The organism is Streptomyces sp. NBC_01294 (assembly GCF_035917235.1).
Lineage (GTDB): Bacteria > Actinomycetota > Actinomycetes > Streptomycetales > Streptomycetaceae > Streptomyces > Streptomyces caledonius.
In genome coordinates this window covers 2,697,892-2,723,495 of the sequence record NZ_CP108423.1, presented here as the reverse complement: position 1 = coordinate 2,723,495, position 25,604 = coordinate 2,697,892, and the positions used below count along the sequence as shown (strand labels likewise).

Below are 25,604 nucleotides of genomic sequence, written 5' to 3'. Positions count from 1 at the left end.
CCATTCCGTGCCCCGGCGGCGGGAGTCGACCGGTGATTCCCGCGGGGTGGATTCCGTGAAATCGAGAGACGGAATTACTACGTCCGGTGCAGGGATTTCCGGCATTTCCGTACTTGCCGTGCGGCCCGTCGCCCCCTGCTCAGATCTAGCTCAACTCCTCATCCTTCAGGTCGTGTTCGTTGCTAGCCTGCGGCGTCTTCACGAACGTACCAAAGGGGTGGGTGTGTCGATTCTCCACACACGTGCACTCGCGGGGGCCATTGCCGCCGCAGTCACGTTGGGTTTATTGCCGACCGTGGCAGTAGCCGCAAATTCGGATGGAAAAATTCCGCTGCCCAAGCTGCAGCAGCCCAAGACCGTTCCCGTGACCAAGGCGAAAATCGGTGGCCCCCGGAAGGCCGACGCGGCTGCGGCGAACTCCTGGAAGGGAGGGCCGAAGGTCACATGGCCGAAGGCCGGGACCGCCGAGGTCGAACTGAGCGGTCTGAGAAAGGCGGGCGGCCTGCCGGTCTCGGTGGCGCCGCTGCCACCGGGCGCATGGGCCGGAGGTGTCCTCAGAGGGCCGGCCAGAGGCGCCGAGGCCGGTGCCGGCACGCCGGTCACCCTGCGGGTCGCGGTCGCTGACCGTGCCACGGCTCGCAAGGCGGGCGTCGACGGGCTCCTGTTGTCCGTGGGCCGCACGGACCGCGCTGCGAAGACCGGTCTCACCCAGGTCGAGGTCGACTACTCCGGCTTCCGCGGCGCGTACGGCGGCGACTGGGCCGGGCGGCTGCGGCTGGTGGAACTGCCGGCCTGCGCTCTGACGACTCCCGAGGAGTCCAGGTGCCAGGTCCGTACGCCGCTGCGGACGACGAACGACACGCGGGCCGGCACGCTGTCGGCCCCGGTCGGCATCGGCCCTTCGACCGTCATGGCGGCGGTGGCGGAGGAATCGGGCGGCAGCGGCGACTACAAGGCGACATCGCTGCAGTCCTCGGGTTCCTGGTCCACCGGCGAATCGATGGGCAGTTTCGCCTGGTCCCAGCCCATCGACGTACCGGCACTGCCCGGCGGGATGCAGCCCAAGGTCTCGCTGGACTACAACTCACAGTCCGTGGACGGACGGACGGCGGCCTCCAACAACCAGCCGTCCTGGATCGGCGACGGCTGGTCGTACGAACCGGGCTTCATCGAGCGGCGCTACAAGTCCTGCAACGACGACAAGACCGGCAGCACCAACACGACGCGTGTCGGTGACATGTGCTGGTACAACGACAACGCCACGCTGTCTCTCGGAGGCAGGTCCACCGAGCTCGTCTACGAGGCGGGCAAGGGATGGCACGAAGCCCGGGACACCGGCACGAAGGTCGAGAAGCTCACCGGCGCGTCCAACGGTGACCAGGGCACCGCAGGTGTCGACGGCGCGGGTGAGCACTGGAAGATCACCACGGCCGACGGCACCCAGTACTTCTTCGGCCTGAACCGGCTTCCCGGCTGGAAGGACAACGGCTCGGCGCCGGACGATCCGGTCACCAACTCGACGTGGACGATGCCGGTGTTCGGCAACCAGTCGGGTGAGCCGTGCCACAACGCCTCGTTCGCGAGCGGCTGGTGCCAGCAGGCCTGGCGGTGGCAGCTCGACTACGTCGTCGATCCGCACGACGCCGCCATGGCGTACTACTGGAAGACCGAGTCGAACAACTACGGGCGCAACGTCTCCGAGACCACCGGCAAGGCCACGGTCACGCCGTACACCCGCGGAGGCTGGCTCGACCACATCGACTACGGCCTGCGCAAGGACGCCGTCTACACCGGCAAGGCCATGGGCCAGGTCGCCTTCGGCGTCTCCGAGCGCTGCCTGACCAACTGCGGCACCTTCGACGAGGCCAACGCCAAGAACTGGCCGGACGTCCCGTTCGACCAGTACTGCAAAGACGGTGCCACCGAGTGCAAGAACCAGTTCTCGGCGACCTTCTGGTCACGCAAGCGGCTGACGTCGATCACCACCAAGCTGCTGACGGGGGGCACCTACCAGGACGTCGACACCTGGTCCCTGAACCAGGACTTCCCCGCCTCCGGTGACGGCATCTCCACACCGATGTGGCTCAAGTCCATCCAGCGCACGGGCAAGACCGGCGGCACCGCAACCCTGCCCGCCGTCACCTTCGCCGGCGAGCAGCGGCCCAACCGGGTCGACAAGACGGGCGACGGCCTCGCGCCCTTCATCAGGCTCCGGCTCCACCAGATCACCACCGAGACCGGCGCCACGATCGGCGTGGCCTACTCACAGCCCGACTGCACCCCGGGCGCCCTCCCGCCGGCCGACGCCTCGAACACCACCCGCTGCTACCAGGTGAAGTGGGCCTTCGAGGGCAACGACGCGAAACCGGACTGGTTCCACTCGTACGTCGTCACACAGGTCGTCGAGGGGGACAACCTGGCCGAGTCCCCGGACAAGGTCACCTCGTACTCCTACCTCGACGGCGCCGCCTGGGCCAAGAGCACCGACGAGTTCACCAAGGCCGAGGACCGCACGTATTCGGTCGCGCGGGGCTATGAACGGGTCCAGACCCGCACCGGCGCCGCCTCCGAAGCCCGGACACTGACGGAAAGCCGGTACTTCCGGGGCCTGGACGGCAAGGCGGTCAAGGACTCCGCGGGCGCGTCCGCCACGGACCGGGACGAATTCGCCGGGATGACCCGCGAGAAGATCACCTACAACGGCGACGACACCACCAAGCCCGTCACCGCGACCTCGTACACGCCGTGGCGCTCCTCCCTGGTCGCCAAGAGAACCCGTAGCGGCCTGCCGGACCTGGTCTCCTACAAGACCGGAGTGGAGAAGGAGTCGACCCGGACCACCGTCACGGGCGGCACCCGGACCAGTGAGGTCAGCCGTACCTTCGACGGTTACGGCATGGTCGAGAGCGAATCCTCGACCGGTGACACCGCGAAGACCGGTGACGAGACCTGCACCACCACCACGTACGCCCGGACCGGCGCCGGAGCCATCGCCGACAAGGCCGGCCGCGTGGAGAAGGTCGCCGTCACGTGCGGATCCGACGTCTCCCGTCCCGGTGACGTCATCGACGACGTCCGCACGTACTACGACGGAGGCGCGCTCGGTGCGGCACCGACGAAGGGCGACGTCACCAGGTCGGAGCGGATCAACGGTGCGGGCACCGGCTACGACGTCACCAGCAGCACCCCGGCGGCGGACTTCGACATCCACGGCCGCGGTCTGACCGTGGCGGACGCCTACGGCAAGGTCACCAGGACCGCGTACACGCCGGCCACGGGCGAGCCGCCGACCAGCGTGGTCGTGACCAACCCGCTCAACCACACCGCCACCACGGTCATGGACCCGCTGCGCGGCCTGCCCGTGAAGGTCACCGACGCCAACGGCAAGATCACGACCACGGCGTACGACGCGCTGGGCCGCATCACGAAGGTGTGGCTGCCGACCCGGTCCGCGACGGCCTATCCCGACTCGCCGAACAAGACGTTCGACTACCTGGTGCGCAACGACGGCCCGGTCGTCGTCACGACCAGGACCCTCGGGCACGATGCGACGTACCTGGCCGACCACGCCTTCTACGACGGTCTGCTGCGGCCGCGCCAGACCCAGCGGACCTCTCCCGACCGGGCGGGACGTCTGGTGACGGAGACCTTCTACGACACCCGCGGCCAGGCCTGGCGCTCCTCCGGCACCTTCTTCGCGACCGGTGCGGCCGAACCGGTTCTCGTCACCGGGCAGGAGCTCAACTACCCCGCGTCCACGGACACGGAGTACGACGGCGCCGGACGTGCCACGGCCGTGGTCGCGAAGCGCCTCGGCGACGAGACGAAGCGCACCACCACGGTGTACACCGGTGACACCACCACCGTGATCCCGCCGCAGGGCGGCACCGCGACCACCACGGTCGTGGACGCACTGGGCCGCACCGTCGAGCTGAGGCGCTACAGCGACGCGGCGCGCACGGCCTGGCAGTCGACGTTCTACGGCTTCGACAAGACCGGCCGGGCCGGCTCGGTCACCAATCCGTCCGGCGCGGAGTGGAAGTACACCTACGACGTCCGCGGCCGTCAGACCCGGGTCGACGACCCGGACAAGGGCGCCACCACGACGGTCTACGACAGTGGCGACCGGGCCACGGACGTGACCAGCGTCGGGCTCGGCACCACGCTGCACACCGACTACGACGAGCTCGGCCGTAAGACCGCTCTGAAGAAGGGCACGACCACGCTCGCCTCGTGGGCGTACGACACCGTGGCCAAGGGGCACCTGTCGAAGTCCACGCGCTGGGTCGGGGACAAGGCCTACGAATCGGCGGTCACCTCATACAACAGCCTCTACAAGCCCCTCGTCACCCAGCTGACGGTCCCCGACAGCGAGGGAGCGCTGGCGGGTGTCTACAAGTGGACGACCGCCTACAACGCCCACACCGGTCAGGTGATGTGGACCCAGCAGCCGGCCATCGGAGGTCTGCCCGCGGAACGGGTCACCAACTCGTACACGCCGGGCACCGGCCTGCTGAGCACGGTGAGCGCCGGCGGCGACTCGCTGGTCGCGGACATGACCTACGACCACTACGGCCGCAACACCCGCATGGAGCTGGGCGAATTCGGGCGGCAGGTGTGGAGGACGGCCGAGTACGACGAGCACACCGGCGGTCTGACCCGCAGCTACACCGACCGCGAGGTCGCACCGCAGCGGATCGAGGACACGAAGTACGGCTACGACCCGTCCGGCAACATCACCTCCATCGGCACGGCCTACGGCCAGGACGCCGGCCGCACCACCGACACCCAGTGCTTCGGTCTCGACCTGCTGGGCCGGGTGTCCGAGGCCTGGACGAACACCGGTGAGAAGTGCGCGAGCGGGCCCTCGGCCACGGCGGTCGGCGGCCAGGACGCGTACTGGACCTCGTACACGTACGACGTGACCGGCAACCGCAAGACCGAGACCCAGCACAAGACGGCCTCGGGCCCGGCCGCCGACACCCTTCGTACGTACGCGGCCCCGACCGCACGCAAGCACGACCTGCCCAAGGTCACGCAGACGGGCACCAACCCCCACGAGGAGGTCTTCACCTACGACGCCGCAGGCAACACCAGGACCCGCAAGATCGGTGCCGCGGCCCAGCAGACGCTGAACTGGAGCGACGACGGCCACCTGGCCTCGGTGGCCCAGGGGACGACCGAGCTCGCGAGCTACGTCTACGACACCGAGGGCCAACGACTGGTGGCCAGGGACGGCGACGGCTCGACGCTGTACCTTCCCGGCGGCACCGAACTGCACCTCGGCAAGACGGGCACGGTCACGGGCACGCGCTACTACTCGGCCGGAGCGCAGCTCATCGCACTGCGCACGGGCGCGAAGCTGGCCTTCACGCTCGCCGACCACCACGGCACGGGCACGACGCAGATCACGGCCGACGCGGCGCTCTCGGTCACCCGCCGCAAGACCACCATCTTCGGCGGCGACCGCGGCGCCCAGCCGTCGGGCTGGGCCGGTGACAAGGGCTTCGTCGGCGGCACGAACGACAAGGCGACAGGCCTGGTCCACATCGGCGCCCGCGAATACGACGCGGCCCTGGGCCGCTTCATCTCCGTCGACCCGCTGTTCGTGACCGACGACCCGCGCCAGCACAACGCGTACGGCTACGGCAACAACAACCCGGTGAGCCTGTCCGACCCGGCGGGCACGGAACTCGGCTCTCCGCCGAACTCCTGCCTGTACGACATCAAGTACTGCTCCACGAAGGAAATCATCGGCGATGACGGAGGTGGTGCGGGCGGTGGTTCGGGCGGTGGTTCGGGCGGTGGTTCGGGTGGTGGCTCAGGCGGGGGCTCGGGCGGTGGCTCGGGCGGTGGGGCCAACCGGGGTGGCCGCTCATGGACAGGGGGCCTCTTCTGCGACGGCTGTACCCCGATCACGACGCGGCTTCCCAAGGGTGTCGTGGTTCCGGACGGTGGGGATGAGGTCATCTGGACCGATACACAGATCATCGGCTGGGACGACTTCACCGACATGGACACCAGTGCGTACTACGAAGCAGTCGGAATGAAGCACGCCTTCAGCTACACCTACAGCGTCAACGCACAGGTCACAACGACGGAGCAGTACGCGAAGACGTTCGGCGCCAGCATCGATGTGGGCGGAGGGCTCAAGGGGAAGATCCCGCTCGTCGCCGAGGGCAAGCTCGACGTCAGCGTCGGTCTCAACGGTTCGTGGGCCTGGACCGACATCACGACGAAAATGAGGTCCGACACGCAGACCATGCAGAGTACGTGGGAGGCCGCCCCAGGAACCCGCACCGGCCTGTCCCCGAGCGGTGTGATGGTGGTGTACAGGTCAACGTACGGCCACAGGGACGGCCGTATCACGGACAAGGTCTGGAGCACATTCGACGTGACCGTCTGGAAGCCGGTGGTCTACTCGCAGATCCCGAGGAACAGGGTTGACTTCGGCGCGAAGCCCGCAAGTTGACCAGGCCGCTGATGAGACACGGTGTCCGCCTGGCCCTGGCGCCGCTCGTCCTGGGGCTGGTCGTCGGCTGCGCGTCCGGCGGCCCGGAAGGGGTGGCGCCCTCCGGGCCCGCCCCGAGCGTCTCGACGCCGGCCGGCCCGACGGCCCCGGTCAGCCCGACGGCCGACCTGAAGGCGGGTGTTCTTGCCAAGGCCATGGCCTCAGGTGAGACACCCACCGATGCGGGGATGTCCGACGTCGTGCTGAACAAGGGGTCCGGGACGTTCCTCTGGGAGACGGACAAGGGCCGGCTGTGTCTCGCGCAGGTGACCGGCTCCGGTTCTCCGCATGCGCGCATGTGCGGAGACCCGCTGGGGGCCACGCCGGAGCAGCCGGGCTCGCCGGTATCGCGGGCGTTCGGGCCGGGGACGGCCCCTGAGGGCTGGATGGTCGTGCTCCTCGCCGAGCACTCGCACCGGGTGACGTCCGTCCGTTTCAGGGGCGAGGAGGCGGACTGGAAGTTCGTCAGGACGCTGGCTCCGGCGCTGTCGGGGCGGGACGTGTACTACGTGCCACTGCGCGACGCTCCCACGGGCGATCTCGAATTGACCTTCGACGTGGGTGGACAGCAGAGGAAGGAGCTTCTCCGCTTCACGTAGCGGCGGGAATGAACGGCAGGAAGGCGGGGAGCCCCGGGCTCCCCGCCTTTCGTGTGCCGCGGTACGGGGGTGGGGGCGGGGGGCGCCTCCGGGAAGAGTGGAATTGCCGAGTCCTTTTTCTGGATTCCGGCATGTCCGTAAATGGCCTCCAGTCGCGCCGCACCTCTGCTCAGATTTCGCTCAACTCGCCGACGCCCGCGACATTTTCATTGTTAGCCTGCGGCGTCTTTGATGAGCGAATCAGGGGTGGGTGTGTCGATTTTCCGCATTCGTGCCCGCGCGGGGGCCGGAGCCGCCGCGGTCGCACGGGGTGCATTAGGCAAGAAACGGGATGGCGGGGCGCTCCCGGCGTCACCGGCCACGGACATCGGAAAACTGGAGTTTGCGTGACGACCGAAAAAGCCTCTTATGGCGATCCGGGCAGACGAAGAATTTCCCGGATCATCGCCGCGGTCCTGTCAATCGGAATAGCGGCTACCGGCTTGTGCGTCCTGGAGCCCGAGGTCAGCGCTGCGGCCGCCGCCGGCGCAGCGGCGGACCCGGTAGCGGACGGCTCCATGAGCGAGGAGGACTTCGCCCTCTCGAAGGCCAAGGAGACGGGGAAGCCGTACGAGTTGGCATCCGCGCGCACCGAGACCTCGGACACCTGGGCCCTGCCGAACGGCCGATGGTCGGTCAAGCGCCACGGGACGACCGTACGAGTGCTGCGTGCGGGCGCGTGGGTCGCGACCGACCCGACACTGCAGTTCGCGACGGACGGGAAGGTCGTGCCCAAGACGTCCGCCGTCTCGATGGCCTTCTCCGGCGGTGGCACGGGTGTCCTGCTGACCGGGGTGAAGGACGGCCGGACGCTGTCGCTGACGTGGGACAAGGCGCTTCCGAAGCCGACACTGGCCGCGAACGTGGCCACGTACACGAACGTGCTTCCGGATGTGGACCTGCAGCTGAAGGCCGAGGTCGAGGGCTTCTCTCAGCTGCTGGTGGTCAAGACCGCCGCGGCGGCACGGCATCCCGATCTGGCCACGCTCAAGTTCAAGCTCGGCACGGTGGGCCTGAACGTCTCCGCCGACCCGGCGACGGGGATGCTGAGTGCGGTCAACCCCGCCGGACAGAAGGTGTTCACCGCCTCCGCCCCCATGATGTGGGACTCCACGACCACGGGCGATCCCGCTCCGGCGGGTTCGGCAGGCGCGGGAGCCCTCGCCGCCGGCGAGGGGGCGGCCGGCGCGCCGTCGGACGTGTTCCTCATGCCGTCCGGGGCCAAGGACGCGCAGATGCCGACGACGGTCGCGGGCGACACGCTGGAGATCAAGCCGGATCAGGCCCTGCTGACCGCTGCCGGTACGAAGTACCCGGTGTACATCGACCCGTCGGTCGTGTGGGGTGACCGGCAGAACTGGTCCTGGGCGTACAGGAGCTGGCCGAACAACTCGTACTGGAACACCAAGGAGGACGTGCGGGTCGGTTACGAGAGCGACACCAACGGGCTCTCGCGTTCGTTCTTCCAGCTCAACACCGCCAACATCAAGGGCGTCCAGGTCAGCAAGTCCACCTTCCGCATCAGGGAGACCTGGTCCTGGTCCTGCACCCCCACCCCGGTCGAACTGTGGAGCACGGGCCCGATCTCGTCCGCGACCACCTGGAACCGCCAGCCGGGCAAGGGCACCAGGCTCGACACCGTCACCGCAGCCAAGGGACGCGCGGAGTGCGCGGCCGGCGAACTGGAATTCGATGCCACCGCGGCGGCCAGGGAGTCCGCGGCCAAGGGCTGGAACAGCGTGACGCTGGGCCTGTACGCCTCCAACGAGAGCGACAGGTACCAGTGGAAGCGGTTCGACCCCAAGACCATGACGCTGGAGACGGAGTACAACAATCCCCCCGCCACGCCTTCGGGTCTCGGCACCAGGCCCACGACCGGGTGCGCCTTCGGGGGAGCGATCGGCAACACCACCGTCAGCCTCTACGCCAACATCACCGATCCGGACGCGGGTGCCCTGTCCGCCCAGTTCCAGGTCTTCCGTGGCGACGCCATGGTCGCCGACGAATGGATCCCCGCCCTCAGGGACCGCGTCTCCACCGTGGCGATCCCCGACGCGAAGCTTCCCACCGGCAACTACACCTGGCGGGTGCGCGCGTACGACCAGAGCCTGTACTCCGGGTGGAGCGAAACGTGCTCGTTCAGCGTCGACCGTGACCGGCCGTCGAAGGCGCCGAGAATCAGCTCGACCGACTTCCCCGACGGTTCCCACGGGTGGCCCGCCACCACCGGGAAGGCCCGCACCCCCGGCTCCTTCACCCTCTCCGCCAACGGCGTGAGCGATGTGGTCTGGTACGGCTACTACACCGACTGGGATCCCGAGGTGAAGAGCATCACCAGGGTCGTTCCCGGCTTCTCGGCGACCATCAAGCTCACACCACCCAGCGCCGGACCGCACTTCGTCTACGCCGTCAGCCAGGACAAGGCCGGCAACCGGTCCGACACCACGGCCCACCTGTTCTACGCCGGCCGATCGGCGGCCCGGGACCAGGCCGGCGACCTCAACGGAGACGGCAACAGCGACATCTGGAGCAACGACTCATTCGGTTCACTGCTCACCTATGCCGGCCAGGGCAATGCGAAGTTCTCCACGACCAACGGAGGAGCGAAGTTCGGGACGCCGCGGACCACGGGTTCCGGTGACTGGGGTCAGGACGGCTACAACGACCTGATCACCCTGGAAGCCGACCCGGTCGCGAAGATCGACAGGCTGTGGTCCTACCCCAACAACGGCCTCGGTCGCGTCCGGCAGGACAGCCACAGAGAGATCAAGGTGGCCTGCACGGACGACGAGGCCGGATGCGGCGCCGACGGGGACGACCACTGGCAGGGAGCCTCCCAGATCGTCAACCCCGGTGATCTCAACGGTGACGGCCGGCCGGACCTGCTGGTGAAACAGGGCAAGCGGCTCTGGGCGTACTACGGCGACCGGAGCCACTATCTCGACACGCGCGGCGCGCCGGTACTCGTGGGAGGCGAGGACTGGGACAAGTACACCGTGATCACGCCCGGTGACGTCAACGGCGACAAGATCCCCGACCTGTGGCTGCGGGACAACGCCAGCGGCGACATCCTGCGCAGCCACGGCAAGGCGAGCGTGGACGGCGATGTCGTCGATCTCGCGACCTGGGGCACCCAGACCCGTACCAAGGTCGGCTCGGGCGTGACCCAGGCCGCCTACCCGCAGGTCGGCTCGGCGGGTGACGTCAACGGTGACGGCGTTCCCGACCTGTGGTCGCGCCTGGCCGACAACACCATGGTCGGCTGGAACGGTGTGGCCTCCGGCGGTACCACGGACTCCTTCTCCGCCCGCTACGAGATCGACGGCGTGCCCGGCTCGAAGATCGCTGCCGGCACGACGCTCGCCTCCGGCCAGGAGCTCACCTCCGGCAGCTCGAAGCTGGTCATGCAGGCGGACGGCAACCTGGTGCTCTACACCAAGGACGGCAAGCCGCTCTGGGCGACGGGAACCGGCAACAACCCGGGCGCCCGGGCGCGGATGCAGAGCGACGGCAACCTCGTCGTCTACGCAGCCAACGGCACCACGGCCCTGTGGAGCAGCAAGACCACCGTTCCCCACTCCTACGCCGTCCTGCACCCCCGCGGTGTCCTCGTGCTCTACAACGGCTCCGGCCAGAGCCTGTGGAGCAGCGGTTCGCAGAGCCGGCCCGACTACAACGGCGACGGCCATACCGACGTCCTCGCCCGCGACCCCAACGGCGACGTGTGGGTGTACCCGGGAACCGGCGGTACGGGCACCAGCACGCTCGGCAGCAGCTACCTCGTCGGCACCGGGTTCTGGCGCGACTCGTGGACGCACATGTACAGCACCGACCTGAACAACGACGGCCGCACGGACATCGTCGCGCGGACCAAGGAGGGCGAGCTCCACCTCTTCCCGGGCACCGGAGGGACCGGCACCGACTCGTTCAGCGGCCGGTACCTGATCGGCGTCGGCTGGAACGGCTACGACCTGGGCTTCGGCGACATCAACGGCGACGGCCGCACCGACGTCATCGCCCGTGACGGCGGCGGAGACCTGTGGGTCTACCCCCACAAGGGCGGAAGCGGCACGAGCACGCTCGGAGAGCGGACCTTCATCGGCAACGGGTTCTGGCCCGGCGGGTGGGAAACCCTGCGGTTCGCCGACTTCAACGGCGACTACAAGACGGACATCGTGGGCCGCACCGACCAGGGAGAGCTGCACCTCTTCCCCAACAGCACCGACAAGAACGGCACGATCAGCTTCGGCGGCCGTGCCCTCATCGGCACCGGCTGGTGGCCCGGGCAGTGGAACCCCCACGTCACCGACCTCAACAGTGACGGCGCCGCCGAGCAGGTCGGCATCCTGAACAACGGAGAGATCTACGACTACCTGCCGACCGGGCGCACCCTGATCGGCGTCGGCTGGAACTACTACGACGTCATTCTCTGACGCCGGACGGTCCAGCCCGGGTGGAGGTCCTGTTCACAGGGGCCTCCACCCTTCGGCGGTGCGGGTTCCGGCCTGTCGCGTGCCCGCACCGCTTCGAGCGCCTTACTCGTCGGCGTCGTCGTCCTCGTCGTCCAGGCGGGCCAGCCAGGTGGCCAGGCGTTCCACCGGGACCTCGAAGTCCGGGTTCAGGTCGACGAAGGTGCGCAGCTGCTCGGCGAGCCACTCGAAGGTGACCTCCTCCTCGCCGCGCCGCTTCTCCAGCTCCTCGATGCCGCGATCGGTGAAGTACAAGTCGGGCTCCGTGCCGTCTCGGGGGTGGTCATGGGGTGTTTTCCGCCAGGATAATCCGCCCGGCTCCGGAAGCCTCCCGCCTGCTGCCGCTCCCGAGCTAGCCTTGATGCGTCACGAGCGGGGGCCACGAGCGGGGGGGCGCGGATGACGGACGGGCGCACGACCGGTTCGGCGCGCGCCTTCGAGCTCCTGGAGCCCCTCGTCCAGGCGGCGACCGTACGCGTTCACGCCCCGCCGGGCGGGTATGACAACCCCGGCAGCCATCGGACCGGTCCCACGTGGGGGAGCGGTTTCTTCATCGCCCCCGGCTGGGTCCTGACGTGCGCGCACGTGGTCGGCGAAGGGGGTGCTGCGGTGCGTCTGACGGGGCGCGAGGTCGGCATCACCTTCTCGTCCGGAACGGGCGGGGCCACCGGCACGGTCTCCGGGCGCGTGGAGTGCGTACTGCCCGAGCGGCTGGAGGACCGGCGCCCCGGGCTCCGGGCGCTGTGGGACCTGCCCGACCTGGCGCTGATCCGGGTCCTGGCACCCGTGTCGCACGCCTGCGTGTGGCTCACCGACCGTTCCAGACCCCGCTTCGACGAGGTCGCCTACTTCGGCTGCACCGAGGACCTCGGCACCCCCGAGATCACCGGCCGCACCACCCGGCTGCGCGGCTCCGCCGGGAACGGCGCGGCCATCCGGCTCGGCGACGACGACGAGATCGAGCCCGGCATGTCCGGCGGGCCGGTGGTCGACCTGGCCCGCGGGGAGGTCGTCGGCGTGGTCAAGGCCCGGCGGCACACGGGCGGCGGCGGGCTCGCCGTCTCCATCGTGCAGCTGCGCACCCTCCCGATGCCCGGGCGGGGCCAGGCCGGGCTCTACCGGCGGGTCATGCAGGCCCACGACCTGCACCACTACGACCGGCACCTCAGCGACCTCGACAACCGCCGGACCTGGACGGACGTGCACGGCGAGCTCCCGGCGGAGGAGGGCGACCCGTACGGCGGCCGCGGGCGCCTCACCCCCGGCGAGCGCACCACCCTGTGCGGGCTGCTCGCCGAGCTGCCCCCGCCGGGCTCCTCCGAGGTCGTACGGGCCCTGGTCGAGGCGGCCCGCGGGGAGGAGCCGGATCCGCAGCCGCCGGCCCCGCTGAGCTGGCGCGACGGGCTGGGGCTGCTGCACGACCCGCCGGGCGGGACGGGCGAGGCCGCGGCGATGCTCCGGTACGCCACGGACGTGAGCGTCGCCGACTACCGCGAGCCGCCGACGCCGGGCGCGGACGAGGAGCTGTGGGACTGGATCCGGGCCACGGCCGAGCGGTTGTGGCGGCCGCTGCGGCGGGAGCTCGGCGAGCGCCACGAGCGGGGGCTCGCGGAGCGGGAGCGACGCCGGCGGGCCTCGGCCGGGCGGGCGGTGAACGGCCCGGCCCGGCGGGCCGGCGGGCTGCCGCCCGGGGCATCGGTGCTGCTGGAGGTGTGGGCGCACGGCTGGGAGGACCTCTACGACTGGCGGGTCTCCGTGCTGGTGGGCCCGGCGCAGCCGGGGCGGGTGACGCCGGTGGACTCGGGCGTACGGGCCACCCTGGCGGGTCTGCCGGAGGCGTTACGGGACCCGCTCGCGGAGGCCTTCCGGCGGTGCGACACCCACGAGGCGGCGGCCCTGCTCGAAGTGGCCCTGGCCCCGGAGCTGTTCGGGCTCGCCGTGGACGAATGGGCGGTGGTGGGCCGCGTACCGCTGGGGGTGCAGCGGCCGGTGGTGCTGCGTCACTCCAGCGGGGTGCGGGAGCACCCGGCGGACGGTGAGGACACCCGAGCGGGCGGCGAAGGCGGTCGGGCGGCCGCCCGGTGGGCCCGGGTGCAGGCGGGACCGCTGCAGGACGAACGGGCCGACTGCGCGCGGGGACGTCCGCGCACCCCCGCCACCGAATGGCTGTCGGGCCTGCCGGACAACACCGTGCCGGTGCACTGCCGGGCGGCGGACCAGGAGCCCACGCTGGGTTCGCTGCACGCGGTACGGGACGCCGGGTACGGGGTGGTCGTGACGCGGCGGCCCCCGCCGGATCCCGGGGTGTCGTGCGCGCCGTTCCACCGCGGGGTGCGGGAGGAACTGGCCGACGCGGGCGGGGCGGAGGTGCTGCCGCTGCGGTTGCAGGCGTTGCGGGGGCGGGCGTACGGGGCGGACCCCGACGCGTACTGGGCGGCCGGGACGGGACTGGTGTGGGAGGACCCGGCACGCCCCCTGCCGGACGACGAGCCGCTGCAGGGCGACCTGTGACGGCACGGCACCCCGGCGGACGAGAGGGAGGGAGCTCCATGAACGACGAGTGGCTCATTTACCGCGGGGGCGGTGAGCCCCATGACGGGATCGACGCCCTGCCCGACCCGCCGCCCTGGCGGGATTTCGACGGCGGGCCCGTGGCGGAGGCGGGCGGCCCGGCGGCGGTCGCCGACGGCAACGTGGCCCGGCGGCTCGGGGCGCACCGGCAGGCCGCGCAGCTGCACCGGCCGGAGCCCGAGGAGCTGGAGGCCATCAACGCGGCCCTGTACCTGCGGCGGCCGCTGCTCGTGACCGGCTTCCCCGGAACGGGCAAGTCCACCCTCGCGCACGCCGTCGCCCACGAGTTGAAGCTGGGGCGGGTGCTGCGCTGGCCGGTGGTGTCGCGGACCGTGCTGCAGGACGGGCTGTACCGGTACGACGCCCTCGCGCGGCTGCAGGACGTGCAGATCGCCGCGAGCGGAGGCGGCCCGCGCCGGGCTGGCGGCACGGGGTCGGGCCCTGGCCCGGGGTCGGACTCCGGCGCGGCTCCCGGCATCGGGAAGTACATCCGGCTCGGGCCGCTGGGCACCGCCCTGCTGCCCACCGGCAGGCCCCGCGTGCTCCTCATCGATGAGCTCGACAAGAGCGACATAGACCTGCCCAACGACCTGCTGAACGTGCTGGAGGAAGGGGAGTTCGCGCTCCCCGAGCTGGAGCGCGTCGCCGACACCGAGCCCGAGGTGCAGGTGCTCACCGACGACGGCACGAAGGTGACCGTCCGGGGCGGCCGGATCCGCTGCCGGGCCTTCCCCTTCATCATCCTGACCAGCAACGGCGAGCGGGACTTCCCCGCCGCCCTGCTCCGGCGCTGCATCCAGCTCAAGCTCGGCCAGCCCGGTGAGAAGCGGCTCGCCACCATGGTCCGCGCCCACCTCGGCGACGAGGCCGCCCGGCTCGGGGCGGACCTGATCCGGGAGTTCCTCAGCCGCTCCCAGTCCGAACTGGTCGCCGCCGACCAGCTGCTCAACGCCGTGTACCTGACCCACTACGCCGCCCCGCCCACCCGGGAGGACCTCGCGGACCTGCTCATCCAGCGCCTCGACCGCCCGAGGTGACGGCCCGTGGCATCCGCCGGAGCGCCCGGCGTCCGTGAACTGGCCGCGCTGCTGCGCGCCGCCGGACTCGACCCGTCCGCCGAGGAACTCGCCGACGCGCTGTGGCTGGCCGGGCACATCCGCGGGCCGGGACGGGCCGCGCCGGGTGCGCGGGGGCCGGACGGAACAGAGGCCGAGGATCCGGTCGGCGAGCCCCCCGAGCCCGCACGGGGGGAGGCGGAGGCCGAGGATCCCGTCAGGCTCTACGCGCCCGGCGCCCACCGCGCCGACGGGCTGGAGGGGGAACCGCCCGGGGAGTCGCCCGAGGAGTACGGAGTGCCCGTACGGGTGCCGGGAGCCGCGGCCCTGCCCCGCATCCTGGACATCCAGCGGGCCCTGCGGGCCCTTCAGCGGCACCGCCCGCCGGCCCCGCCCACCCGGCTGGTGATCGACGAGCCGGCCACCGCCGACGCCAGCGCCCGGGCCTTCGGGCTGGTCATCCCGGTGCTCCGGCGGGAGAGCCGGCGCGAGGCGACCGTCCGGCTGGTGATGGACGCGTCCCCGTCGATGGCCGTGTGGCAGGACATGTTCGAGGAACTGCGCTCCGTGTGCGAGCGGTTGGGGGCCTTCCGGGACGTCCAGGTGCACTACCTGCACCGCCTCGCGGACGGTACGGCGGCGCTCGGCCGCAGCCCCGTACCCGGCTCCGCGCTGCGCTCCGGGGACCAGCTGCGCGACCCGACCGGCCGGGCCCTGACCATGGTGGTCTCCGACTGCGCCGGGCCGCTGTGGCGCGAGGGCGCGGCGCAGCGGCTGCTGCACCGCTGGGCCGAGTGCACGCCCTGCATGGTCGTCCAGCCGCTGCCGCAGCGGCTCTGGGGCCGGAGCTGGCTGCCGACCGAGCGGGGCACGCTCGCCCGGCTGGAGGGCGGCGGGCAGAAGCTGAAATTCCGGTCGGACCGGCCGGTGTTGCCCGGGCGGCTCACCGGAGGGCTGACGGTGCCGGTGCTGCCGCCGAGCGCGACCGCCCTCGGGGCGTGGGCCCGGCTCGTCGCCGGGCTCGGCACCGGGCCCGTACCGGCGGAGGTGGGCCGGGTGCTGGCCGACCACCCGGCCGCGCCCCTGCCGCCGCCGCGTGCCGTACGGCCGCCGCGGGAGCTGGTCGCGCGGTTCCGGTCCTCGGCCGCGCCCCGGGCCGTACAGCTGGCGGTGTACCTGTCGGCGGCGCCGCTGACGCTGCCCGTGATGCGGCTGGTGCAGCGCACGATGCTGCCGGACTCGGAGCCGTCCGACCTGGCGGAAGTGCTGCTGAGCGGGCTGCTGCGGCGCAGCGGGCCGGGGCCGGGGCACTGGTACGAGTTCGTCCCCGGGGTGCAGGACGTGCTGCTGGGGCCGTTGGGGCGGGACGAGGCCGCGCTAGTGCTCAAACACTGCTCGGAGTACGTGCTGGCGCACTTCGGGCGGGACGTACGCAACTTCCCCGCGCTCGCGGTGTCGCAGCTGACGGGAGCGCCGCCGGCGGTGGCGGGCCCGGGGTCAGGGTCGGGTCCGGAGACGGGTCCGGAGACGGGGCCCGGTCCGGAGGACGCCGAGCGGGTGCCCGAGGGGCGGCTCCCGCAGGCCTTCGCACAGGTTTCGGCCAAGGTCGTACGGCGCTACCTGCCCGGGATGCCGCAGGACGGCCCGGCGGTGCGCAAGCCCGCCGCGGCCCCGTCGCCCGGCAGGGCCGGGGCGGTGCGCACGGCCCGCGACCGGCTCGCGGACGCGGATGCGGACGGGGACGGGGGCGCGCGGGCGCTGTACGAGGCGGTGGCGGTGCTGCGGCGCGCGGTGGCGGCCCCGGCAGGGCCCGCCGACCCCCCGGAGGAGGCGGAGGCCGAGCTGGCGGGGGCGCTGCTGCGGCTGTGGGCGGCCCAGCGGGAACCCGAGCTCCTCGCCGAGGCGGAGCGGGCGGTGACCGGGCTGCGGACGGCGACGGCGGGGGCGGTGCTCGGCCGGGTGCTGTACGAACGGGCGCTGGCCTCCGGCCCGGACGCGGAGCTGCTGGCCGCGGCCGACCGGGAGTTCGCGGCGGCGGGAGCCGCGGCGGACCCGGAACTGCGGCGGGACTGCGCGGTGCGGCGGGCCGAGACCCTGATCCGGCTGAGCGTGCTGCGCGACGACGCGGGCGCGCTCCGCGAGGCCCGCGCGGCCCTCGAACCGCTGGCGGGCCCCGCACCCGGCGGGGACGCCGCCCACGAACCGGAGGAGCGTGCCGAGCCGCACCCCGAGCTGCACCTGGCCCTGGGCCGCGTCCTGCTGGCCCTGCTGCCCCGTACCCCGGACGCGGCCGAGCGCACCGCCCTGGCCGAACAGGCCGCGGCCCGGCTGGCCGCGGCCTCGGCCGCCCCGCCCGCCGGCTCCGGCCGCGCGCAGGTGCGGGTGGAGCTGGCCGACGCGCTGCGGTACCTGCCCGGGCGGCTGGAGGAGGGCGCCGGGCAGCTGGCCGCGGCCCTGGAGGAGGCCGGCGGGGATCCGGAGCTTCGGGTGGCCGCCCTGGTGTGCCTGGCGCGGGTGCACCGGGAGCGGTACGCGCGGGACGGCGACCCGGTGGCGCTGGAGGACGCGGCCGAGGCGTACGGCAGGGCCCGGCGGCTGATCCCCCGGGACGGGGAGGCCTTCGGGGAACTGCTGCCCGAGTGGGGCGACGTACTCCTGGAACGGGCGCGGGCCACCGACGGGCGGCCGTTCACCGGGGCCGCCGTACGGATCCTGCGCGAGAGCCGGGTGGCCGTCCCGCAGTCCGACCCCGGCGCGGCGCACCGGCTGCTGCGGCTGGCCGCCGGTCTCCGGCTGCGGCACGCCTACGAGGGCGATCCGGTGGACCTGCGGGAGGCCGAGTACCTGCTGGAACTGGCCGTCCGGCACAGCCGCAGCCCGCTGGAACAGGCCCGCGCCTGGCGGGACCACGGCGACGTGCAGCGGGAGATCCACGGCCACACCCGGGCGGCGGACCGCCTCGACCGGGCGGCGGACTCCTACCGGCGGGCCTGGCGGGCCGCCCTGAAGGCCGACCGCCTGGCTCGCGAGGACGGCGTCGACGGTGGGGGCGGTGGGGACGGCGGGGGCGGCGGGGAACGAGGGGCACGAGGGGACCGCGGCGACCGTGAGGACCGTGCGGTCACCGCCCTTCAGCTGGCCGCCCGTGTACAGGAGTTGCGCGGGGAGGTGCTGGAGCGGCTCGCGCGGCCCCGGGCGGCGCTGGACGCGTACCGCTCCGCGCTGGAGCTGTGGACGCGGAGCGGCGAGGCAGTCGAGGACGGGGAGGACGGGCAGGACGCTGAGGACGGGCAGGGCGTGGGGGGCGTGGAGGGAGCGCAGGGCCCGGAGGGTACGCAGCGGCATGCCGAGGCGCTCCGCGCGAAGGTGCGGGCCCTGGAGGCCGGGCTCTGATGGCGGCGGCCAAGGGGGCCGGAACCGGATCCCGCGAGCGGAGTCCGCTGTTTCCGCCCCCGGGCCGGAGGGAAAGGGCAGTGGACCGTGCACCTGGTGTGCGACGCGACAGGGGGAAAAGCGGCACATGGTGACGAAACGTCAGGATGCTGCGGCGGCCCCGGGGTGCCCCGGACGGCTGCCGGATCTCTCCGGACTGGATCTGGCCGCACTGCGCGGGATCGACCATCCCGTGCTGGCCCAGGTGATCGAGGGCATGATCGAACGGGTCACCCACCCGGCCGAGATCCTCAACGCCTTCGACTCCAGCGTGGCCTGACCGCCCCGCCCGGTCGCCGCCTGGTCCGCGCCGGACCCCTGCCCGGTCCGCGCCGGACCCCTGCCCGGTCCGCGCCGGACCCCTGCCTGGTCCGCGCCGGACCCCCGCCCGGTCCGCGCCCGGTCCGCGCCCGGACTCCGCGCCCGTCCCCCCAAACCTGATCCACCCTGCCGCGAAAGCGGGTTGACCACTTTCCGCCGTTAGCCGGGACCGTCGGAAGGGCAGGGATGGACCGTCCGCCGGGGTGGCTCCCGGGGGTCACCCCGGACCGAGTCCGGGGGAGGCGGCAGGGGGAGGGGGTGCGGCGATGGGTCGAGCGTTCACGAGCGACTCCGTGCCGCCCGCGCCCGCTGGCCCCGGCCCTGGCCCAGGCGCAGGCCCCGGCCCTGGCCCAGGCGCAGGCGCAGGCCCCGGCCCTGGCCCAGGCGCAGGCCCCGGCCCAGGCGCAGGCCCAGACCCCGGCCCCAACCCAGGCTTAGGCCCCGGCCCCGACCCGCACCACGACCCCGCCGCGCTGCGCGAGCGCCACGCCCGGCACGCGCCCTGGCCCTACACCAGGCTCGACGTGGCCGCCGCGCGCGCCGCCGGGCACCGCCCCCACCCGGTACGGCAGTTCGTGCTCAAGACGCGCAGCCGCTGCAACCTCGCCTGCACCTACTGCTACGTCTACGAGATGGCCGACCAGGGCTGGCACGGCCAGCCGGCCGCCATGACCCCCGCCACCGCCGCCCGCGCCGCCGAGCGGATCGCCGAGCACGCCGCCGCCCACGACCTGCCCCGGGTCGACCTGGTCCTGCACGGCGGCGAACCTCTGCTCACCGCCCCCGCCGCCCTGGCCGCACCCGTCGACGCCGTACGGGCCGCCGTGGCCCGGGCCGCCCCGCGCACCCGGGTCACCGCCACCGTGCAGACCAACGGCACCCTGCTCACCCGCGGCCGCCTCGCCGCCCTGGCCGCCGCCGGGATACGCGTCGGCGTCAGCCTCGACGGAGGACTGCCCGCGCACAACGCCCGGCGCGTCGACCGCACCGGGCGGCCCGGCTTCGGCGCCGCCGCCCGCGGCTTACGGCTGCTGGCACGGCATCCGGACAGCTACGCCGGGGTGCTCTGCGTCGTCGACCTCGACCAAGACCCGGTGGAGACGTACGAGTCCCTGCTCGCCTTCGCCCCGCCGAGCATCGGGCTGCTGCTGCCGCTCGCCAACTGGAGCGCCCCGCCCCCCGGCCACCGACCGGGCCGGGCGCCGTACGCCGACTGGCTCCTCGCCGTCTTCGAGCGCTGGTGGCACGACGCGTCGCGACGCACCCGGATCCGGCTCTTCGAGGAGATCATCGCCCTGTTGCTCGGCCTGCCCGCCGCCACCGAGACCCTCGGGCTAGAGCCCGCCGCCACCGCCGTGATCGAGACCGACGGCTCCATCGAACAGGCCGATTCGCTGAAATCCGCGTACGAGGGCGCCGCCGCCACCGGGATGACCCTCGCCACCCACAGCTTCGACCAGCTCCTCGACCACCCCGGGTTCGCCGCCCGTCAGCTCGGGCGCGACGCCCTCGCCGCCGGATGCCGCGCCTGTGAACTGGTCGAGGTGTGCGGGGGCGGGCACTACCCGCACCGCTACCGCGCCGGCGAGGGCTTCCGGCAGCCGTCCGTCTACTGCGCCGACCTCCAGGTCCTGATCCGGCACATCGCCACCGCCGTCCGGCGGGCTACGCGGACGACCGCCGCCGAACCGGCCGCGCAGACGCCCACCGCCGTCCACCGCGCCGCGCGGGCCGCCACCGCCGCCCACCCCCCGGCGGCCGCCTCATGACCGACACCCTCGCCGCCTTCACCGTCCCGTCCCCCACCCTGCGCGCCCTCGCCTCCACCGAACCCTCCGCGGACGGCACCCGCCTCGTCCGCGCCGTACGCCGCTCCAAACGCCTGGTCCTGCTGCGCGCGGTCCTCGACGCCGCCCCCGGCGGCCGGTCCGGGGAGGCCGCCGACCACTGGGCCCTGCTGGAGGAGGCCGAGCGGCAGGACGCGGACGCCGTGCGCGACGTACTGCACTACCCGGCCACCGGAGTGTGGGCCGAGGAGACCCTGCGCCGGCTGCACGACCCGTACGGACCCCCGCCCGACCTCGGCCACCTCGGGGCCCTCGCCGTCGCCGCCGCGCTGCGCGCCGGGATCGCCTTCACCCACACCCTGCGTCCCCTGCACGGCCGGCTCGTCCTGCCCACCCTCGGACTGCTGCGCCCGGACCGCACCGGCCCGATCGCCCTCACCGCCCGCTCCTGGGACCCGGACGACCCCGCCACCCTGCCCCTGCACGCCCTGCCCGGCGGCCGGACCGCCCTCGACGACCTCGACCCGTACCGGGCGCCCGGGCCCGCGCAGCAGGCCCCCGTCCGCCCCGCCCGCCGGCTCACCCCCAAGGGCCACAAGCGGTGGGACACGCAGTGGTCCGGTGCGCTCACCCTGCTCCAGCGCTACGACACCGTCCGCGCGGAGGAGACCGTCCAGCTGCTGCGCTCCGTCGTCCCGCTGGGCGGCGGCTCGCGTTCCAACGGCGCCACCCTCCCCGCGGCCGCCGGCTCCGTCCTGGCCCGCGCCCAGGCCCCGCCCGCGCTGGCCGCCACCCTCGTCCACGAGGTCCAGCACGGCAAACTGACCGCCCTCGCCGACGTCCTGACCCTGCACACCGCCGACCACACGCCCCGCCACTGGGCTCCCTGGCGCAGCGACCCGCGCCCGCTGGAGGGCCTCCTGCACGGGGCCTACGCCCACCTGGCCCTGGCCGGCTACTGGCAGCGCGCCGCCCTCTACGGAGCCCGGGGCGCCTGGGCCCAGCACGCCCGGATCCGCGCCCAGGTGGCCGCCGTCCTGCCCACCCTGCGGGCGCACGAGCGACTGACCACCGCGGGGCGGGAGTTCACCGACGCGATGGCCGCCGCCGAACGGGCCATGGACGAACTGCCGCCGCCCGGCGACCAGCACACCGCGGCCCGCCGGGCCGTCGAGCGCGAGCGCCGCGCCTGGTGCGAGGCGCACCCCGAACTCGCGCCGTTCGCACCGGGCTGACGGACCGTCCGCTGCGGTACCTTTTCAACCCCGTCCACCGCCCGGAGCACAGGGAGACGGCCGCATGACCACCGGTAGCCGGCAGGACCGCGAATCGGCGGCGCAGCAGCCGCACCGGCCGCAGCGCTTCGTCATCAGCTTCGCCGGATTCAACCGCCCCTGGGCCGTGTGGATCGCCCACCGCCTGGAGGAGCACGGCCACCGCGTCTCCCTCCAGCGCTGGGACCCGCAGAGCAGCCCCGGCATCGCCCAGGCCCTCGACGACCTGGCCCGTTCCGGCAGCCGGGTCCTCCTCGTCCTCAGCGAGCGCTACTTCTCCGCCGGCACGCACGCCGACGAGGAGTGGAACACCGCCCTGCGCGCCGTCACCGACCGGCACCCCGACCGGTTCGCCGCGGTGTGCCTCACCGACGCCCCGCTGCCCAGCGCCGTCGCCGTGCTGGAGAAGACCGACCTGTGGGGCCTGGACTCCTACGAGGCCGAGTACCGGGTGCTGCGCCGCCTGGAGCTGCCCACCGACCGGATCGGCACCGAGACGGGCCGCCGCGGGCCCCGCTTCCCCAACGACCCGCCCGAGATCTGGGGCCGCGTCCCGCGCCGCAACCCGCGCTTCACCGGCCGCAACGACGTCATCGCCACCCTGCGCGAGGCGCTGACCGAGGCCCCGCCCGGCGCCTCCACGGTCACCCTGCTCGGGCTGTCCGGCGTCGGCAAGACCCAGGTCGCCACCGAGTACGCCTACCGCTTCGCCTCCGAGTACGACGTGGTGTGGTGGGTGCCCGCCGAGGACCGGCCCACCCTGCGCGAACGCCTCGCCGACCTGGCCCCCGCCCTCGGGCTGCCGCGCGGCGCCGGCAGCTACGGCGAGCAGATCCGGGCCGTCCTCGAAGCGCTGCGGCGCGGAACCCCGTACGGCCGCTGGCTGATGGTCTTCGACGGCTGCGACAACCCCGACGACCTGATCGACCTGCTGCCCTCGGGCGCGGGCGATGTGATCATCACCTCGCGCAACCGCGAGTGGGCCGCCCGGCACACCAGCCTGGTCGAGGTCCCCCTCTACGCCCGCCCCGAGTCGATCACCTTCATCCGCCGCCGGGCCCTGCGCCTCACCGCCGGCGAGGCCGACCAGCTCGCCGAGGCCCTGGGGGACTACCCGCTCGCCCTCGACCAGACCGCCGGCTGGCTCGCCGACTCCCCGCTGCCCGTGGGCGACTACCTGGCCCTGCTCCAGCGCCGGATGGACTCCCACGAGGCCGTGACCGTCTCCGACGACTACCCGCTGCCCTTCCCCACGGCCCTCGCCATACTGCTCAACAACGTCCGGGAGAACTTCCCCGACGCCCTCGCCCTGCTGCGGCTGTTCGTCTTCTTCGCCCCCGGACCGGTGCCGCTGCGGCTGCTGCGCGAATTCCCCGCCGACGACGTGCCCGAACAGCTCGCCGGGCTGATCAACGACCAGATCCGGTGGAACGCGGCCCTCAACAAACTCGTGCAGTTCTCCGTGGTCCGGCTGGAGTACTCGGACCTGGCCGTCGAGGACGGCGGCGGCGGACTGGAGACCGTACAGCTGCACCGCATGGTCCACGGCATCGTCCGCGAGAACCTCTCCGAGGAGGAGGCCGAACCGCTGGCCCGGGCCGTCCGCCAGGTCCTGGCCGCCGCCGACCCCGGCCGGCCCTCCGACTCCCGGCTGTGGCCCCGGTACGCCGAACTCATCCCGCACCTGGCCACCTCCGGCGTGCTCACCAGCAGCAACCCGCGCATCCAGAACTTCCTGCTGCACTGCCTGCGCTACCTGATCCTCGCCGGGGAGTACCGCACCTGCCTGCGGCTCTGCGAGGAGACCGACCTGATCTGGCGGGCCATGCTCGGCGAGGACCACCCCAAGGTCCGCGAGCTCAGCTACCAGTACGGCAACTCCCTGCGCAACCTCGGCCTGTTCCGCCGCGCCGAGGCCCTCACCAGGGCCGTGTCCGACCGGCTCACCGGGGAACGGGGCGACCAGGACCTGGAGAGCCTGCGCGCCACCAGCGCCTACGGCGGCGTCCTGCTGTGCATCGCCACGTTCGAACCGGCCCGGGAGATCTTCGAACACTGCCTGGCCACCTACCGCGAGCTGCTCGGCGAGGACGACTCCACCACCCTCGACGCCCAGAACAACCTCGCCGCCACCTACCGGCTGCTGGGCCGCTACCAGGACGCCTACGACCTCGACCTGGACACCCTGCGCCGCCGCGAGCGGGTCCTGATGCCCCTGCACATCTCCACCCTCGCCTCCGGCATCGCCTGCGCGATGGGGCTGCGGCTCATGGGCCGCTACCGGGAGGCCCAGACCCGGCAGGAACAGGGCGTCAAGCTCAACACCCAGGTGCTGGGGCTCGGCCACCCGCAGACCCTGCGCGCCGAGCACAACCTCGGCCTGTGCCTGCGCCGTTCCGGGGACATCCCCGGCGCGGGCCTGCGGCTGCGGACCGTGTGGGAACGGGCGACGCGGGTCTTCGGGGCCGACTACCCGTGGACGCTGATGGTCGCCTCCGACTACGCCACCTACCTGCGGGAGTACGGGGACATCGGCGAGGCCCGCCGGATCTCCGAGGACGTGGTCCGCGGCTACCAGTCGCAGCTCGGCCTCGCCCACCCGTACAGCATCGGCACCGTCGGCAACCTCGGCCTGGTGCTGCGCGCCCAGGGCGAGCGCGCGGAGGGCCTCTCCCTCGCGGAGCAGGCGCTGGTCGGCATGCGGGGCGCGCTCGGCGACCGGCACCCCTGGACGCTGGGCTGCGCCCTGAACGCCACCGGCCACCGCAACATCACGGGGCGCCTGGAGGACGCGCTGGACCTGAGCCGGGAGACGCTGCGCACGGCCGAGCAGGTACTGGGCCCGGACCACCCGATGACGCTGAGCGCCCAGATCGCACTGGCGGCCGATCTCCGGTCGGTACGGGAGTACGAGGAGGCGGCGAAACACGAGGACGCGGGCATCAAGGGCCTGACCCGCACCCTGGGCGCCCAACACGTCCACACGATCTCGGCGAAGCAACAGACGAGACCGTACTGGGACTTCGAGCCGCAGCCGTAGGGGGGGCGGGGGGAGGGGGGCGTACGGAGCCACGCGCGCGGGGCTTGTCGTGAGGCGGGTGCGGTACGGGACCCACGCGTGCGGGACCTTCACCCCCTCGGCCCCACCACTCGCGGTCGGCGGCTGCCCACCCGCCCCCCCAGGCGCGGCGGGGCATGGGGCGGGCGGTCCGGTGCGGCGGAGCCGGACAGCGCGGGGCTGGCTTCGGGGGCCTGATTCCCTCACCCGGTATCAGGGATGGTTTGGGGGTTTCCCGTCAGTCTCATCGTCTCTCCGTGTCGGGCCGGTCCGTCAAGGGCGCTCCTTCGTCGCGTCGCTGCGCGATGGCCTGCGGCCACCCTTGACCGACCGACCCGCCACGGAAATCCGAAGACCGACGGGAACCCCCCAAAGGAACGGGCCGGCCATTCCTTATCCAGGGACGGGCCGATCAGCGACCCCGGGCGGAGCCGGGGCGCGTCCGATCGCTACGCGCTTCTCACGTCTCAGCGTCCGCCGTCCGTCTC

At 72.8% G+C, this 25,604-nt stretch carries 11 protein-coding genes; 10 read left to right on the top strand and 1 reads right to left on the bottom strand.

What is annotated here, in order from left to right:
- Positions 1 to 364: 364 nt before the first annotated feature.
- The 3 genes from OG534_RS11900 to OG534_RS11890 all read left to right on the top strand — a co-directional run bounded on the left by OG534_RS11900 (position 365) and on the right by OG534_RS11890 (position 11,582).
- Positions 365 to 6,472 carry an RHS repeat-associated core domain-containing protein gene (locus OG534_RS11900; RefSeq protein WP_326588060.1) on the top strand — a complete coding sequence of 2,036 codons (6,108 nt, stop codon included), beginning with the start codon at positions 365 to 367 and terminating at the stop codon, positions 6,470 to 6,472.
- Between the two features lie 11 nt (positions 6,473 to 6,483).
- Positions 6,484 to 7,110 (top strand): hypothetical protein, encoded by a 627-nt coding sequence (locus tag OG534_RS11895; RefSeq protein WP_326588059.1) that lies wholly within the window; start codon positions 6,484 to 6,486, stop codon positions 7,108 to 7,110.
- A gap of 557 nt (positions 7,111 to 7,667) precedes the next feature.
- The gene (locus tag OG534_RS11890) at positions 7,668 to 11,582 is read left to right on the top strand and encodes an FG-GAP-like repeat-containing protein (protein ID WP_326588058.1); all 3,915 of its coding nucleotides are present in this window, start codon (positions 7,668 to 7,670) and stop codon (positions 11,580 to 11,582) included.
- 102 nt (positions 11,583 to 11,684) lie between these two features.
- Here the strand turns inward: OG534_RS11890 and OG534_RS11885 are convergent, their stop codons facing one another.
- Entirely contained in the window at positions 11,685 to 11,873 is a 189-nt protein-coding gene (locus OG534_RS11885) for a DUF6104 family protein (RefSeq protein WP_030709801.1), read from the bottom strand.
- Between the two features lie 144 nt (positions 11,874 to 12,017).
- Here OG534_RS11885 and OG534_RS11880 point away from each other — a divergent pair, with 144 nt between their 5' ends.
- The 7 genes from OG534_RS11880 (at position 12,018) to fxsT (ending at position 25,098) form a co-directional block, all read left to right on the top strand.
- Positions 12,018 to 14,129 carry a VMAP-C domain-containing protein gene (locus OG534_RS11880; RefSeq protein ID WP_326588057.1) on the top strand — a complete coding sequence of 704 codons (2,112 nt, stop codon included), beginning with the start codon at positions 12,018 to 12,020 and terminating at the stop codon, positions 14,127 to 14,129.
- Between the two features lie 38 nt (positions 14,130 to 14,167).
- On the top strand, positions 14,168 to 15,226 hold the full coding sequence (locus OG534_RS11875; protein ID WP_326588056.1) for an AAA family ATPase: 1,059 nt from the start codon (positions 14,168 to 14,170) through the stop codon (positions 15,224 to 15,226).
- Between the two features lie 6 nt (positions 15,227 to 15,232).
- Positions 15,233 to 18,637 carry an SAV_2336 N-terminal domain-related protein gene (locus OG534_RS11870; RefSeq protein ID WP_326588055.1) on the top strand — a complete coding sequence of 1,135 codons (3,405 nt, stop codon included), beginning with the start codon at positions 15,233 to 15,235 and terminating at the stop codon, positions 18,635 to 18,637.
- A 127-nt stretch (positions 18,638 to 18,764) separates the two neighbouring features.
- A complete protein-coding gene (gene fxsA / locus OG534_RS11865) occupies positions 18,765 to 18,956 on the top strand; it encodes an FxSxx-COOH cyclophane-containing RiPP peptide (protein ID WP_326588054.1) in 192 nt (63 codons plus the stop codon).
- A 565-nt stretch (positions 18,957 to 19,521) separates the two neighbouring features.
- On the top strand, positions 19,522 to 20,766 hold the full coding sequence (locus OG534_RS11860; RefSeq protein WP_326588053.1) for an FxsB family cyclophane-forming radical SAM/SPASM peptide maturase: 1,245 nt from the start codon (positions 19,522 to 19,524) through the stop codon (positions 20,764 to 20,766).
- Positions 20,763 to 22,019, top strand: a complete 1,257-nt coding sequence (locus tag OG534_RS11855; protein ID WP_326588052.1) for an HEXXH motif domain-containing protein — start codon at positions 20,763 to 20,765, stop codon at positions 22,017 to 22,019. Before OG534_RS11860 ends, OG534_RS11855 begins: the two co-directional genes overlap by 4 nt.
- A gap of 64 nt (positions 22,020 to 22,083) precedes the next feature.
- Positions 22,084 to 25,098 carry an FxSxx-COOH system tetratricopeptide repeat protein gene (gene fxsT, locus OG534_RS11850; RefSeq protein ID WP_326588051.1) on the top strand — a complete coding sequence of 1,005 codons (3,015 nt, stop codon included), beginning with the start codon at positions 22,084 to 22,086 and terminating at the stop codon, positions 25,096 to 25,098.
- The last annotated feature ends 506 nt before the right edge of the window (positions 25,099 to 25,604 follow it).